This is a genomic window from Ligilactobacillus acidipiscis, assembly GCF_900116935.1.
In the GTDB taxonomy this organism is placed as follows: Bacteria; Bacillota; Bacilli; order Lactobacillales; family Lactobacillaceae; genus Ligilactobacillus; species Ligilactobacillus acidipiscis.
On the sequence record NZ_LT630287.1, the window covers coordinates 629,541 to 643,753 of the forward strand.

The window sequence follows — 14,213 nt, forward strand, 5'->3', positions numbered from 1 at the left end:
AGAGGCTTAGCTTATGATAAAGGCAAATAACTAACGAGGTGAGCGACTATGAAACAAAAAGTACAGAACCATTTGAATCATGCTGCTTTTTTATCAGGAGTGGCGGCTTCAGGCTTCTTACAGACTGGACTCAAAGCAGCTTCGGCAACAAGAAAACATTTGCGCCCTAACAAACACGAACAGCAAGAAAAGGTTGTTTTGGGTCGGGTCAAATATCGCCCTAACGTTAAAGAGCCGGTTGACGTTTTAAATGGGATTAAAAACGATTTAGACGATATTAAAGATGCACTGGTCGATATCGCTGAAAAAAGATAAGCTGATCATGTGGCGTGAAAGAGTACGTTCATATTTATAACAGCTATCGTTTGGATAACTATAGTCGGTATGCTAGAATAACAACGACTAACAAATCATTGTTTCGAGGGCAGCGTGGGAGACTACGCTGCTTTTTTTGCTTGAATTTACACTTTAAGTGCAACACTAAAGCAAAAACGTCGCGTTCCCAATTTAGAAACACGACGTTTTTCATTCAGTTATAAGTTGTCAGGCAATTAAAAAGCGAGTGTTCAACAATTTAGCTTAATCAATTTTTTTGAAAAGAGGTTCTGCTTTTTGAGCATCAAGCGGCAAGAAAGCATTGCCAATAACTGAGTCATCAATTTTCAGCTCATAGTTGTCCTTGAGACCAGCAACAAGTGGAGAAAGATTGTTGATCTGTTCTGATTCGAATCTGCTGAAAGAGAAATTACGCAGATTCTTCATGTTATTTTCTAAAGCTACAGAAAAAACTACTCGTAAATAATGACCTGCCTCATTGGAAATTGTCCATTCCTTGTCCTTTTCTTTACGTGCTTCAGTTTTTTCTACAACAGTATTATTCATGCTAATTCCTCCAATTCAATTATCTGTTCTTCTTGATGTAATATACCATACTCTATTAAAATCTAAAAAGCAAGCTTTTTAAGTTATGAAATAGTTAAATAATCATTAATACTTAAAGCAAAATGCCTTTAAAATAGGAATTAGCGTGTTTGTAAGTGTTAATCAGTAGTTAAAAGCACTTGAAATGATTATTTTTAAATAACTATACCACTTTTGGAAAAACAAATTAAAACCATTTACTTTTATGTAACCGCTTTTAAAGACCGCAAAAATGCGGTACACTTAAAGTGGATGTTAGGAGAAAAACATGGTCAGAAAGAAGAGGGAATCTAATGGACATATTTCGCAGCGTCGTAGAAAATTATGAAGGACATGTTGTCACAAAGATCAGATTGGTCAATGATAATGGGACAGAAATTTCCTGTTTCACTATGGGTGCAACGTGGAATGAGTTTTTAGTACCATCTCAGGATGGGGACAAGCAAAATATTTTACTGAGTTTTGATACAGCAAGACAGTACTATGACAATTCTCTTTGTTGTTGTCAATCGATCGGACGAGTTGCAGGGCGGATCAAGGGCGGTCAATTTGAATTAGATGGCAAAAAGCAGCAAGTGCCAACTAATGAAAATGGCAATACTTTGCATGGTGGAGAGCATGGTTACCGCTCCTTGAATTGGGGGTATACAACTTCGCGTGGACCTAACAGTGTGAGTGTGATCTTCCAGAAGCATATTAAAGAGTCGCGCGATGGATTTCCCGGTAATTACTTAGCAACAGTCGTTTATACTTTGGATAATAGTGATCGTGTCACTATTTCATATAGTGCATTGAATGGTGAGCAGGATACGCTCTTTAATCCAACGTGCCATGCCTATTTCAACTTGAGTGACAAACGTGATCTTTCCACGCATTCTTTGATGATCAACAGTAAAGAGTACTTGCAGACCGATGACGAAACGATCCCAACGGGCCGGGTCTTACAGGTCGACAATACACCATATGATTTCCGTAAATTCAGAAACTTAAAACAGGCTGCAGATGAAACCGGCGGTTTTGATGATGCATTTGTCGTTAATGGGCCAGGCATGGCGACAGAACCTGTTGCTGTGCTGCGTGATAATGATAGTGGTCGTCAAGTTACGATCAATAGTGAAGGAACTGGTCTAGTTATGTACACCATGCCAGAAATAGATGATGGGATCAAACTATCACGGGATAATGGCTTGGATGCTTTGCCTGGTGAAGGTGTGGCCTTAGAAGCACAGCAATTACCGGATGCTATCAATAATGAAAACTTTGGCGACATTGTGTTAAAGAGAAACGAAAAGAAAACTTATCATATTTCCTTTGAATTTAAGCAACAATAAGTTTTGTGAGATATAGAAATAAAATATTAGTTCAGGTCTTATCCCAGTTTTATGAAAACTGCTGGGATAAGGCTTTTTTGATCTGTTGGCTTTGCAGTTTGTTTTAAGGTCAATAGTTGACAAATAAGGGCGTACATCAAGTAGATTAGCAGAAGCAAATTCTGGCGACAGCTAATTTTTAAAGCCAGTATTTGTCATCTGTCTGCGAAAACTAAGGTTGCTTGAAAAATGTCTGGAAATGGGCGGTTAAAATGTTAAAATCAAACTAGCAGTTTGATTAATAATGAGGGATGGAATTTAAGATGGAAACTTTTTTGTTTGATTTTGATAATACTTTGGCAAATTCTGGCGAAGCTTCGATCGTTTCAGTCCAGAAGGTTTTTGCGGACGCCGCTAAGCCTGTGCCAACTAGAGATATGATTTTTTCTGAGATGGGATTGCCGATCGAGACCTCTTTTCCGATGTGGGCAAATCTTGATGAACATGATATTCAGCTGCAAAAAATGTACGCTGATTTTCGCGACTACTATTCAGCGAGCGAAGATCAAAATACCAAGTTATTTCCTGGCATTAAGGAAGTATTGGCGGACCTAAAAGACGCAGGGCACAGCCTATATGTCGTTTCTAGTAAAGGTTCAGCTTCACTAGAGCGGAACTTGGATAAATTAGCGATCAGTCAGTACTTTACGGATCTGATCGGTTCTGATCTGGTGGATAATTATAAACCAGCTCCAGATGGGATCTTGAAGCTAGTCGACAAATATCAGCTGGATAAGCAACAGGCCGTTATGATCGGTGATGCGGTTTTTGATCTGCAAATGGGAAAAAGAGCCGGGGTCAATACAGCTGCTGCTGGTTGGGGTGCCTATGATATTCATGCCATTAAAGCTGAACGGCCGACTTATTTGTTGGATCAGCCGCAACAATTGTTAGATATTTAAGGAGTACAGTATAAAGTTTACGCACACAAACTGTTTTAAGAGGGCGTGTGTTTTTTAATTTGAGGTGCATTTCATTACTTTGTGTGCCTGATGGAGTAGAATTAACAATATATTTTAATATGATCTTACATATGTGCATATTTGAAGGGAGAAGATAATGACTATTTGGGAAAAATTTATAAATAACGTCCGCCTAAGGCGAGCAGTAGTGCTAACATTGATCGTGGGGGCCTTATTTGCGCTTCGAGGCTTAATGAACACGATATTATTGACTTTTATTTTCACTTTTTTAGTAGTACGCCTGATCAACTTTATTCAAAAAAAGGTCAAAATCCCGAGTCTGCTGATAGTTATTGTGGTCTACGCACTAATATTATTTGGAGTTTATTTTGTTGTGATCAAGTATGCGCCAAAAATCTTTAACCAATTTGAAGGAATGGTAAAATCAGTGATCACTTTTTACCAGAACCCGCCCAAGGGAGCAAATGATGTAGTGTCTTACATCAGTGATTACATCAGCAAGTCTGATATTACGGCCCAGGTGAAAAACGGCGCGGCTATCTTATTCCAATCGATCACTACTTTGGGGTCCTTTGGGGTCTCAGTTTTCATGGCACTATTGTTAAGTTTCTTCTTCACGATCGAAAAAGACAGGATGTTTTCTTTTTCACGCAACTTTTTAACAGGTCCTTATTCATGGTTCTTTAAGGATATCCGTTATTTTGCTAATATCTTTGTTAATACCTTTGGGGTAGTTTTAGAGGCGCAATTTTTTATTGCTATCGCAAACACGGTCTTGACTTTGATCGGTTTAAGCTTAATGAAAATACCACAGCTTGATAGCTTGGTGGTCATGATCTTTATCCTAAGTATGATCCCGGTAGCTGGTGTGATCATTTCTGCAATTCCAATGTCTTTGATCGCATACACTGATGGCGGAGTTAAGGCTGTGGTGTATGTCTTGCTTATGATATTGCTGATCCATGCTTTGGAATCCTATGTTTTAAATCCAAAATTAATGTCTAGCAAGACTAACCTACCGATTTTCTATACCTTTGTGGTCCTATTTGTTTCGGAACATATTTTTGGCACTTGGGGACTGATCGTTGGGATCCCGATCTTTATCTTTTTATTAGAAGTATTGGGAGTTCATTCTGTTGGAAACGAGAAGAAAACTAAAAAGAAACGTGTAAAAAAGGAGAGACGAGTTAGTGAATAAAGAAGAGTTTTTGGCAAAATACGCGGTTGATCGTAAAGATACAGCGTCGGTTAAGTGGGATGGCATGCAAGAGGAATTCGGCAGCAGCGATCTTTATCCATTATGGGTCGCCGACACTGAGTTCAAGATCCCGCAAAGTTCTGTCACCGCGCTTCAAAAGCGGGTCGCACATGGTGCTTTTGGTTATTCGCTGACACCGGAAGGCTATTATGATGCATACTTTACTTGGCAAAAAGAGCGTTATGGGATCGAACTGCATAAAGAATGGCTGCGGTTTGGAACTGGAGTGGTCCAATCACTAAGTACTTTACTGCAATTTTTGACAATACCAGGTGATGCAGTTATGATCATGGAGCCTGTTTACCATCCGTTCCGCCATGTTATTGAGGACAATGATCGGAAAGTTGTTGCCAATGAACTAGTAGATTTTGGTGAAGAGTATAAAATGGACCTCGAAAAAATCGAGGAACAGATGGTGGCAAATGACGTCAAAGTTTTGATGTTATGCAACCCGCATAATCCTGTGGCGCGGGTGTGGACTGAAGAAGAGCTTGCCAATTTGTTAGAATTATGTCGCAAAGAACAAGTGCTAGTGATCAGTGACGAGATCCACCATGATCTGTTGCCGTCAGATAAGAAGTTTGTTTCGGCTTTGTCGATCAAGGATGGTTTCTATCGCGACAATATGATCATGGTCGATTCGCCATCAAAGACTTTTAATATGGCAGGATTGTTGATCAGTCATGTTGTTATCCCTAATCCGCAACTGCGTGATCGCTATGATCAACAACAAGAGATATTGCATGCTCCAGCAAGCAATATTTTAGGAATGGTTGCTGGACAAGCAGCTTACAGCGATGGTGTCGACTGGTTAGCAGGACTATTGGCGGTAGTCAAGGATAACTATGACTATTTGAAGGCTCATTTGCAGGCAGCTTTCCCCAAAATCAAGATCACTGATCAAGAAGGTACTTATTTAGCCTGGGTTGATCTGTCAGCGGTCGTTGCACCTGAAGAACTTAAACATGTAGTTCAAGACCAAGCAAAATTAGCGGTGGACTTTGGCAGCATGTTTGGTCAAGGGGGCGCAGGACACATTAGGATCAATTTGGCTACGACACCTGAAAACCTGCAGGCAGCTGTTTCATCCTTAGTGAAAACACTTCAAGAAAAGCAAGCTTAAATTTTCACAAAATACTGTTAATTTTGCAAAATTGAGTGTAAAATAAGCTTGTATAATAAAAATAAAAGAAAGAGGTCTGTACTAAATATGCCAAAATTAGTATTCATCCGTCACGGACAAAGTGAATGGAACTTAAAGAACCTTTTTACGGGCTGGGTTGACGTTGACCTGAGCGAAAAAGGTGTACAAGAAGCTACAGAAGCAGGTAAAAAACTTAAAGAAGCTGGGATCGAATTTGACCAAGCTTATACATCAGTTTTGACACGTGCTATCAAGACTTTGCACATTGCTTTGGAAGAAAGCGGCCAATTATGGATCCCTGAAACCAAGACATGGCGTTTGAACGAACGTCACTATGGTGCATTGCAGGGCCAAAACAAAAAAGAAGCTGCTGAAAAATTTGGTGAAGAACAAGTTCATACATGGCGTCGTTCATACGATGTTTTACCACCACTTTTGAAGGCTGATGACGAAGGTTCTGCTGTTAAGGAACGTCGTTATGCTAACTTGGATCCACATGTTGTTCCAGGCGGTGAAAACTTGAAGGTTACTTTGGAACGTGTCATGCCATTCTGGGAAGACCATATTGCTCCAGATCTTTTGGACGGTAAAAACGTGATTATCGCAGCCCATGGTAATTCATTGCGTGCTTTGACTAAGTATCTTGAAGGTATCTCAGATGATGATATCGTCAGCTTAGAAATGGCTACAGGCCAACCAGTTGTTTACGACTTGGATGACAAGCTAAACGTGGTTAACAAAGAAAAACTTTAATTAATTGTAGTTACGGTAGATTTTGAGAACTTTCGCTACAGGAACGTTATATCGCAAGTTTTAGCGATGTAGCGTTTTTTTGGGTCTAAACTTTTTAGTGTTGATGAGCGTTCATCAGCACTATTTTTGTACAAAAAAGGACATCATTTGTCCTCATATGCTACGATTAAAGCGATAAAACCAAATCAAAGCGAGGTATAAATGATGTCCCAAACTGATTCTATCCTAAATTTACTCAATATCCAAGACCCAAATATCAAAATTTCAGCTTGTACTGATTTTTCACAGGCCGGAGTTCACGAAAAACTGCTTTCAGCTACGCTGACTTACCCCGTCGAACGCTGTGTTAATTGTGGTTCCACGAATCTTGTTCAGAATGGGACCCGCCTGACCAAGATGAAACTGCCCAGCCTAGGTGAACAACCGCTCCGCATGAACCTGCGCAAACAGCGTTATCTGTGCCGAACTTGCCACCATACTTTTAGCGCGCAGACGCAGCTCGCTCCGCCTCGGCACTCGATCACCCGCCAAGCAGTCCACGAAATCGCGACTTTAGCTAAGAACTCACTGCCAGTCAAGACGATCAGCCAGGCCGTGGGGATCTCAGCTTCCTCGGTTCAACGGATCTTGTATAAGGATCAGCGGGCTTTAGTAACGCCAAAAGAGCTGCCGACAGCTCTCAGCTTTGACGAATTTCGTTCAACTAAGAACTGCTTTTCTTTTATCTGCATTGACGCAAAAACACATGATTTGGTCGCCTTATTGCCAGATCGTCTCTCGCAGACGATCCGCGAGTATTTCACCAATACTTATACACTTTCTGAGCGTCAAAAAGTTCAACTGGTGACCATGGATCTGAATGCACAGTATCAGACTTTCGTCCGTCGTCTTTTTCCTAACGCACTGATCGTCTTTGACCGTTTCCATATTGTTCAGTTAGCGGGTCGGGCACTTGACCATGAACGGCTGCGTGTTTTAAAAGGGATCAACGACCACCACGACCGCAACTATAAAGTTTTAAAAAGCAACTGGCGCTTATTCCACTTAGCTGAAAATCAACTTGAGACCTCCCAGGTTAAATATTATCGGGGATTAAATGAATACACGACTGCCCAAAATGTGGTCGATCTGGGACTCAAGAATTTTCCACAGTTCGCAGAAAACTATCAGACCTATCAAACGATCTTAACCTTTATTCGCAACCGCGATCGGGCTACTTTACAACAATTAGTTATGAACTACCGTCCCAATGGTACTGAAATGGATACCGTCATGAGGACCATTCAAAAGAACTACTTAGGGATCAGGAACGCTTGTCTCTATGACTACTCTAATGGGCCGTTAGAGGGGATCAATCGCAAGATCAAAGAACTTAAACGTAGCTGTTACGGATTCAGTAACTTAAGGCATTTCTTTATCCGCATCAAATTGATCCATGCCTAAGATAAAAAATTTAGGTCAACACTGTGGGAGGCAGGTGCGGGCCCATTTCGCTACGCTTCGGACCCGCACCTGCCTCCCAACCCAAACACTTTAATCTAGCTATGGCAGTAAAAAAAGAACCCTACCATAAAGATAGAGTTCTATGGACCATCAACACTATTTGACAAAGTCCCCAAATTATTTATTATTTTCCCGTAAAAAAAACGGCTCTTTGTCAAATCCTGTTGATGAATAGCTTTTACAGAGTTGAAAGTCATGCGACTTTCAACTCTGTTTTTTTCATTGGTTTTGTTCTCATTTGCCGTAACTTAATACGTGAAATCATATGATGGTAATTACGGAATCCAAATGCTGTGCGTTGAATTTGTTTAATCATTCGATTCATGCCTTCGACTGGGCCATTCGTATAGTCCGATTCACTGGCGTTGAGTACAACCACTAAGTTCTTTTTGAACGTTTGAAACACTGCTTTCATGTAGGGACTTATATTTTGATTTGTATATAGATCTTCCACAAGCTTGTCTTTGTCTTGATTCTTAAGGTTTTCCATGATGCTTTGCATCGACTCGTACGATGCTTTAAGTTCTTCGTTAATTGTCAGTCCTTGTTCTACACGTTCTAGTTGTGTGAGTTGTTTTCGCAGGTGTCGGTCATAAAAGACATGTTCCTCATCTAGATTTCCGGCATACTTCAAATAAAGCCGCCAGGCGAACTTTAACGTGCGATATTCATAGGATCTTTTATTGTACTTTTTCATGGTTTGCACCCGAGTTTGATTAAAAGCTCGAGTCATCATTGCAACGATGTGAAAGCGGTCGATCACAATTTTTGCCTGCGGAAACATTGCCTTGGCAATGTCTTGATAGTAACTATTTAGATCTACGGTAACTGTTTTGACACGTGCTCGAACACTTGCTGGAAATTGTTTAAAATAATCAGTAATACTTTGCTTGAATCGGTCTGGCAGAATTTGTTGAATTTCGTGCTCACCAGCGCCATTAATACAGATGAAATGGAGCCGACCACCAATTCCTCTAAATTCATCCATGGCGAGATGAACCGGTAGATAGTTAAGATTTCTGCGAAATAAGTCATCATAGTTGTCTAAGTAACGACAGACAGTGCTAGCTGATATGCCGGCATCGATCGCAATGCTAGCTTGAGTGCGGTCGTCTTGTAGACTCATAAACACTTTCTGACGCGTGGCTCGGGAGATACAACAGTACTTGTCTACCACATCAGAAGTAGCCATAAACGACGCTTTACAATTACGACAAATGACGCGTTCTTTATGGAGTTCTAAATAAACTGGTTCACTCGCATTCGCTGCCAGATAGGTCACGCGTGATACGTAGTGTCCATTATGAATTAGCTCGCAAAAGCCACAGTTAGCGCAATGTTTCTGGTCGAACTTAACCGTGGCTATATATACTTTTGCGCGCTTAGCTTTAATCACTTGATAGTTATATTTGTAAAAAACCACATTTGGGTCTTTAATACTGAGCGCAAATTTTATATTATTATCTACAGGGTCCATAAGTTTTCACGTCCTTTAAAAATGATACTGTAGTGGGTGGATTTTTTAGGTGCGAGGCTTATGGGCCTTTTTTATTTTGCACTAAAAAATCCTGCTAATAGATTACCATGTTAAGTAAGCTATCAACAGGAAAAAGTATAGAACCACTATTCTTTGAACGGCAATATGTGGTCACTAATATGACTGAAGCCGGGGTCAAATTATTGTACTTAGCCTATCAAAAGCGTGGGGCCATGGAAAACCTGATCAAAGAAAGTAAAGCAGGCTTTTTTATGGATAAGACGAATAGCCACAGCTTTACTGCCAATGCTGCGCGGGCAACCATCAGCGGCATTGCCTATAACTTGATTGCCTTGATGAAGTTAATGGCCTTACCAAAAGAGCAGCGCAACACGACCATTAGTACACTACGCTTTCAAATCTTTCACGTTGCTGGAAAACTAGCCCGTCACGCCGGAAAAATAATCATTCATCTGGCGCAAAGCAACGTCTTTAGCCAGCAGATCGAAGCCTTATTAGCTAACATTCACACGTTAAGCCCCCTAGTGACCAACTAAGAAAATAGCGCAGTTACTTTTAAAATTATTGTGTTTGACCAAGGGATTAGTGGCTACTTTTTTGACGCGATCAAGTATGAAAACTAATCAAACTAACTAAATTAAGTCAAACTTGGCTAGTCATGACTAGCCCAAGTCGTGAATATAGAGAAATTACGTAAAACTGATAATTTGGCCAATCAATTTGATGCATATGCATAATTCAGGTAGTATTCAGAAAATCAACTCTGCTTACGAAATTGGTGGTGCCAAAACCGGTAAAAAAACCGTCAGCAAGCTATTAAATATTCCAATTAATTATTATTTAACCTTGAATAAGGGTGGCTTAGCTAAAATTGTCGATGCCGTTGGCGGCGTTACGGTCACGAGTAATCTGACCTTCACCTTTAATAACATTACGATCAAGAAAGGAACCCACCACCTGAACGGTAAGTAAGCCCTCTCCTTTGCCCGGATGCGTTACGACGATCCTAAGGGTGACTACGGGCGGCAATTGCGGCAACAACAAGTGATCAAGGCTGTCACCAAGAAACTATTGTCATTAAACGGAGTCGCTAATTATCAAAAGATCCTCAGTGTTGTTCAAAACAACCTACAAACAGATCTTAGTTTTTCTGATATGAAGGGCTTGGCGGCTAATTATCGTTCAGCAGCGACTAACATGTTCTCTGATCAACTACAAGGTCAAGATGCCTATATCAACGGTAGTTCCTACCAGATTGCTTCAACTAAAGAAATCAATCGCATCTCGAAAAAATTACGTAAACAATTAAACTTAAGTGCTGAAACTGTCAGCAATAAAGAAACCGAGCTAAATAAGGCAAATCCATACTTTGACGGTGTTACAAATACGACATACACGATTTATGGTTCCGATAGTACCGTCGATTATGACACTGGCACCTATAGTGATGGCAGTACCTACAGCAGTAGCGATACTACCAACACTTACGATAATACAACTGGCACTGAAACCAACACAGGTCCGGGTATTCCCAACGGCCAATTTTAACCGAAAAACACGCATAACGGCGTGTTTTTTGTTTATCACACTGTACAAGCGCTTTCTAAACTGCTACGTTAGAGTTAAATCATTATTCGAGGTGATCTAAGTGCAACTAATTAACTATGGCATCATGGGCGCCGCACAAATCGCGCCTCGTTTTATCGCAGGCTTACGTGAAGCTGGGGCTGCACAAGTTTTAGCAATCGGCACACGCAATCTATCTCGTACACAAAAATTTGCCCATGCCAATCAAATTCCGCGGGCGTATGGCAGTTATGCCGAATTAGTCGCTGATCCTGATTTGGATGTAATCTACATTCCCCTTTATAATGGCGGTCACTATGCTGGTGCAAAATTAGCCATTAACCATGGTAAAAGCGTATTGCTGGAAAAGCCGTTCACGCTGACCCTTGATCAAGCCCAAAATTTATTTACTCTAGCTCAACAGCATCAAGTGACATTAATGGCCGCTCAAAAGGCAGTTTTTCTAGCACTGACTCAAAAAATCAAGCAACTGTTGCAGCAAGGTGCGATCGGTGAAGTTAGTTGGATCGATGCCCAAAGTTATCATCCTGGTGGTACTAAAATTGCTTGGTTCCAAGATATTACCGCCGGTGGTGGTGCTTTTCATGGTAGCGCCGTCTACCCGCTAGACTATATTCAATACTTATTAGCGCAACGCTTTACTAGTTATCACGGCCTCTGTCAGCGACAGGCACCAGCAGCTGATCAACAAAGTGATGTGATCCTGCAGACTGAAAAGAATATTTTAGTCCACCTATTCATCACCGCCAAAACACCACTACCTAGCAGAATGATCATTTATGGCAGTCATGGTAAAATCGTGATTCCTGACTACTGGAAGGCCAGCAACGCCACTTTATATGATAATACTGGCCACGCCACTTCGTTACAGGTCACTCAAAATAGCGAATTTGTTTTTGAGATTCAGCACTTTAATCAACTCTGGTCCCAACATCAACTGACTAGCCCAGTTATGACGCCGACACTCACCTGCCACACCGTAGCAATTATCGAAGATTTATACCGCCAATGGACCACAAGTATTTGGTTTGAAAAACGCTTTCACAACTGTTATAGTATTAGTGTAACCAATAGTTATGAAGAGGGGTTCATTATGACAACTTACAATTATGACTTTCCAAGATCAAAAGCACAACTCAATCAACTGATTGCCGATATCAGCCAATTAAAGGTCAACGTTCAACAAACACACTGGTATATGCGCGGTGAAAACTTCTTCCGTCTCCATCCGCTGATGGACGAATATGGCGATCAACTAAGCGAACAGCTCGATCAAATTGCAGAACGCTTGATTGCTTTAAACGGCAGCCCACTGGCAACAACTCACGAATTCATTGAAAATACTGGCCTACCAGATGACAAAGTCGCTTTTGATCAATTAACGATGACTGAATTCATGCAACGGCTAGTTGATCAATTCAAGTACCTACGTGACCAATACCAAAAAGGAATCGAAGTTACTGACGAAGAAAAAGACTTCCCAACTCAAGATATGCTTAATGGCTTCAAGGATGAAACCGATAAGAATATTTGGATGATCAGTGCTTATCTAGGCAAAGCACCATTCGCTGACTAATATAAAAGACCATATGGCTATAAACGAGTAGCAATATGGTCTTTTTCTTATGCTGAAAAAATAGCAACCAATAACACGACAATAACTCCCTGAATTATTCACCATAAGTTCTCCAAGCACAGTGTCACCCCGTTATCATGGGCGGTACTGTGTTTTTTATTTTTCACCTTTTTAGTGCAGAAAAAGAACCTCCGATTTGGTATAGTTGATTCACCACAAGTCAGCTATCCACCAAAAGAAAGAGGTCCTTCTCATGGCAACTTTACCGGAAAAACGAGTTAATTTCAATCCTAAATTACATATTTCGCACACTGGTGGTGAACTTTCCACTGATGCTGGGCTAGTGTTGGTCAAAGAATTAATGGCGCAACTCAATTTCACGACCTTAGCGTATCAATTAGTCCATTTTGATGACCAGCGCCATTACGCTCGTTACAGCAACGTTAGTCTACTAGAGCAGGTCGTGCTGCAGTTGATCGCCGGCTACCCTGCCGATCTAGCTGCCACTAGTTTGCGTGATGACCCCACATTTAAATTACTATTGGCACAACCGCAATTGGCCTCACAACCGTCGTTATCCCGTTTTTGGCAACGCTGTGACGAGCAGACCATCACCAAAATACTCGTGGCCGTAATAGAGTCCAACGACTTGATCAAAAGTTCCGGTAGCTAGATAGTAGGCACTCTTAGCTTGGTTCCGCGGTTCTTTTTGACCAGACAATGCCCGTGAATAAGTCGTGGCTAATACCCGCATTTCATCACTGAGGTAACCACTGTACCGTTGAACGAGTTTAGCTTTCATCCAGTTCTTCATCAGATCGAAGTTATCAGGATTAACTACTTCATTAAAGTGATCGAAGAAGGCGGGTTCTGGCAAGATGACGAGGTCGGGATTAACATCGATGACGGAGTAGGTGATGGCGGCTAAGTCTAAATAACGACTAGTGTTAACAAAATCGTTGAATTTGCGAGGATTATACATCTTACTGTAATCGGCCGACTCTTCAGCGGATTTGATCCACGGAACGATCAAACGATCGAATTGCAGCGTGTCATCAACGATTTTTTGTGCTTCGTCCTTTTCGTAACCAGTTTTTTGCAACAGTTTGGTCATCATTTTAGCGTAAATTGGTAGCAACTTAGGGCCGGCCTGGTTGCCTTCGTCGTAGTATGTCTTGTCGGGCAAGATAGTCCCAGGTACTTGGGCAAATAAGGCGTTGACCTTGGTATTTTTCATATCAGCGTCGACATCCAAGCTGAATGGTAATGGGGGCCGTCGTAGATCCAATCGGGCATCCGTTGTTGTAAGTCAGCAAAGTCGCTTAAACTATCAATTTGCTTGAGACACGGCAGAATTGGTTCCGCACCATTGGCATTGCGTTGGTCGAAATCTTTAGCTAAGCGGTAAAACTTAATGAATTCGGTTAGCTGAGGATCGTCGGGGTAACTGTTCCCGCCGCCATTGCATCAAAGTCATGCATTAACGTTTTTTCAATGGCATCAACTAAGTCCATAAAGACCCCGGTTGAAGAATGGTCATCCGGAATGACGGCGGTTTTGAGCCACTCGCCGTTGACGGCATCGTAGAGATCTTGTTTTACTGCTGCTTGATTAATGGTTGCCATTAAATCCACTCCCTAATAAATTTTCTAATACTAAGTTAATTATACCTTAGATTAT

At 41.1% G+C, this 14,213-nt stretch carries 11 protein-coding genes and 4 pseudogenes; 12 read left to right on the forward strand and 3 right to left on the reverse strand.

Translation table 11 applies throughout. The features are described 5' to 3' along the window. The first annotated feature begins 48 nt into the window (after positions 1 to 48). The gene (locus BQ5903_RS02795; RefSeq protein ID WP_010497229.1) at positions 49 to 315 is read left to right on the forward strand and encodes a hypothetical protein; all 267 of its coding nucleotides are present in this window, start codon (positions 49 to 51) and stop codon (positions 313 to 315) included. Between the two features lie 264 nt (positions 316 to 579). Here the strand turns inward: BQ5903_RS02795 and BQ5903_RS02800 are convergent, their stop codons facing one another. Next, positions 580 to 882 carry a hypothetical protein gene (locus BQ5903_RS02800; protein ID WP_010497231.1) on the reverse strand — a complete coding sequence of 101 codons (303 nt, stop codon included), beginning with the start codon at positions 880 to 882 and terminating at the stop codon, positions 580 to 582. A 332-nt stretch (positions 883 to 1,214) separates the two neighbouring features. Between BQ5903_RS02800 and BQ5903_RS02805 the strand changes: the two genes are divergently transcribed. From BQ5903_RS02805 to BQ5903_RS02830, 6 genes are all read left to right on the forward strand, one after another. Next, complete coding sequence (locus BQ5903_RS02805; protein WP_010497233.1) at positions 1,215 to 2,252, forward strand: aldose epimerase family protein; 1,038 nt, start codon at positions 1,215 to 1,217, stop codon at positions 2,250 to 2,252. 302 nt (positions 2,253 to 2,554) lie between these two features. Next, positions 2,555 to 3,193 (forward strand): HAD family hydrolase, encoded by a 639-nt coding sequence (locus tag BQ5903_RS02810; protein WP_079578754.1) that lies wholly within the window; start codon positions 2,555 to 2,557, stop codon positions 3,191 to 3,193. 157 nt (positions 3,194 to 3,350) lie between these two features. Continuing rightward, the gene (locus tag BQ5903_RS02815) at positions 3,351 to 4,412 is read left to right on the forward strand and encodes an AI-2E family transporter (protein WP_079578756.1); all 1,062 of its coding nucleotides are present in this window, start codon (positions 3,351 to 3,353) and stop codon (positions 4,410 to 4,412) included. Then, entirely contained in the window at positions 4,405 to 5,595 is a 1,191-nt protein-coding gene (locus BQ5903_RS02820) for a MalY/PatB family protein (protein ID WP_079578758.1), read from the forward strand. Before BQ5903_RS02815 ends, BQ5903_RS02820 begins: the two co-directional genes overlap by 8 nt. Positions 5,596 to 5,682: 87 nt before the next feature. Then, positions 5,683 to 6,369, forward strand: coding sequence for a 2,3-diphosphoglycerate-dependent phosphoglycerate mutase (locus BQ5903_RS02825; RefSeq protein WP_056972449.1), 687 nt, complete (start codon positions 5,683 to 5,685; stop codon positions 6,367 to 6,369). 201 nt (positions 6,370 to 6,570) lie between these two features. After that, positions 6,571 to 7,812, forward strand: coding sequence for an ISL3 family transposase (locus BQ5903_RS02830; protein ID WP_079578423.1), 1,242 nt, complete (start codon positions 6,571 to 6,573; stop codon positions 7,810 to 7,812). Between the two features lie 253 nt (positions 7,813 to 8,065). On the opposite strand, the gene BQ5903_RS02835 is transcribed toward BQ5903_RS02830, so the two are convergent. Beyond that, a complete protein-coding gene (locus tag BQ5903_RS02835) occupies positions 8,066 to 9,349 on the reverse strand; it encodes an ISL3 family transposase (RefSeq protein ID WP_079578369.1) in 1,284 nt (427 codons plus the stop codon). A 107-nt stretch (positions 9,350 to 9,456) separates the two neighbouring features. Between BQ5903_RS02835 and BQ5903_RS02840 the strand changes: the two genes are divergently transcribed. The 5 genes and pseudogenes from BQ5903_RS02840 to BQ5903_RS02860 form a co-directional block, all read left to right on the forward strand. Further along, positions 9,457 to 9,906, forward strand: a complete 450-nt coding sequence (locus BQ5903_RS02840; protein WP_079578760.1) for a transposase — start codon at positions 9,457 to 9,459, stop codon at positions 9,904 to 9,906. Positions 9,907 to 10,099: 193 nt separating this feature from the next. Further along, positions 10,100 to 10,918: pseudogene (locus BQ5903_RS02845) on the forward strand (LCP family protein). A 100-nt stretch (positions 10,919 to 11,018) separates the two neighbouring features. Further along, positions 11,019 to 11,858: pseudogene (locus tag BQ5903_RS02850) on the forward strand (Gfo/Idh/MocA family protein); the annotation flags it as partial. Between the two features lie 192 nt (positions 11,859 to 12,050). Continuing rightward, entirely contained in the window at positions 12,051 to 12,533 is a 483-nt protein-coding gene (locus BQ5903_RS02855) for a Dps family protein (RefSeq protein ID WP_079579644.1), read from the forward strand. 253 nt (positions 12,534 to 12,786) lie between these two features. Then, positions 12,787 to 13,155, forward strand: a pseudogene (locus tag BQ5903_RS02860) (transposase); the annotation flags it as partial. Here the strand turns inward: BQ5903_RS02860 and BQ5903_RS12495 are convergent. Next, positions 13,144 to 14,158: pseudogene (locus BQ5903_RS12495) on the reverse strand (M13 family peptidase); the annotation flags it as partial. The pseudogenes BQ5903_RS02860 and BQ5903_RS12495 overlap by 12 nt on opposite strands. Between the last annotated feature and the right edge of the window lie 55 nt (positions 14,159 to 14,213).

What these genes read in the sequence shown, in the direction of transcription:
- BQ5903_RS02795 (WP_010497229.1), top strand. Translation starts at nt 49, where the DNA reads ATGAAACAAAAAGTACAGAACCATTTGAATCATGCTGCTTTTTTATCA.
- BQ5903_RS02800 (WP_010497231.1), bottom strand. Translation starts at nt 882, where the DNA reads ATGAATAATACTGTTGTAGAAAAAACTGAAGCACGTAAAGAAAAGGAC.
- BQ5903_RS02805 (WP_010497233.1), top strand. Translation starts at nt 1,215, where the DNA reads ATGGACATATTTCGCAGCGTCGTAGAAAATTATGAAGGACATGTTGTC.
- BQ5903_RS02810 (WP_079578754.1), top strand. Translation starts at nt 2,555, where the DNA reads ATGGAAACTTTTTTGTTTGATTTTGATAATACTTTGGCAAATTCTGGC.
- BQ5903_RS02815 (WP_079578756.1), top strand. Translation starts at nt 3,351, where the DNA reads ATGACTATTTGGGAAAAATTTATAAATAACGTCCGCCTAAGGCGAGCA.
- BQ5903_RS02825 (WP_056972449.1), top strand. Translation starts at nt 5,683, where the DNA reads ATGCCAAAATTAGTATTCATCCGTCACGGACAAAGTGAATGGAACTTA.
- BQ5903_RS02830 (WP_079578423.1), top strand. Translation starts at nt 6,571, where the DNA reads ATGATGTCCCAAACTGATTCTATCCTAAATTTACTCAATATCCAAGAC.
- BQ5903_RS02835 (WP_079578369.1), bottom strand. Translation starts at nt 9,349, where the DNA reads ATGGACCCTGTAGATAATAATATAAAATTTGCGCTCAGTATTAAAGAC.
- BQ5903_RS02840 (WP_079578760.1), top strand. Translation starts at nt 9,457, where the DNA reads ATGTTAAGTAAGCTATCAACAGGAAAAAGTATAGAACCACTATTCTTT.
- BQ5903_RS02855 (WP_079579644.1), top strand. Translation starts at nt 12,051, where the DNA reads ATGACAACTTACAATTATGACTTTCCAAGATCAAAAGCACAACTCAAT.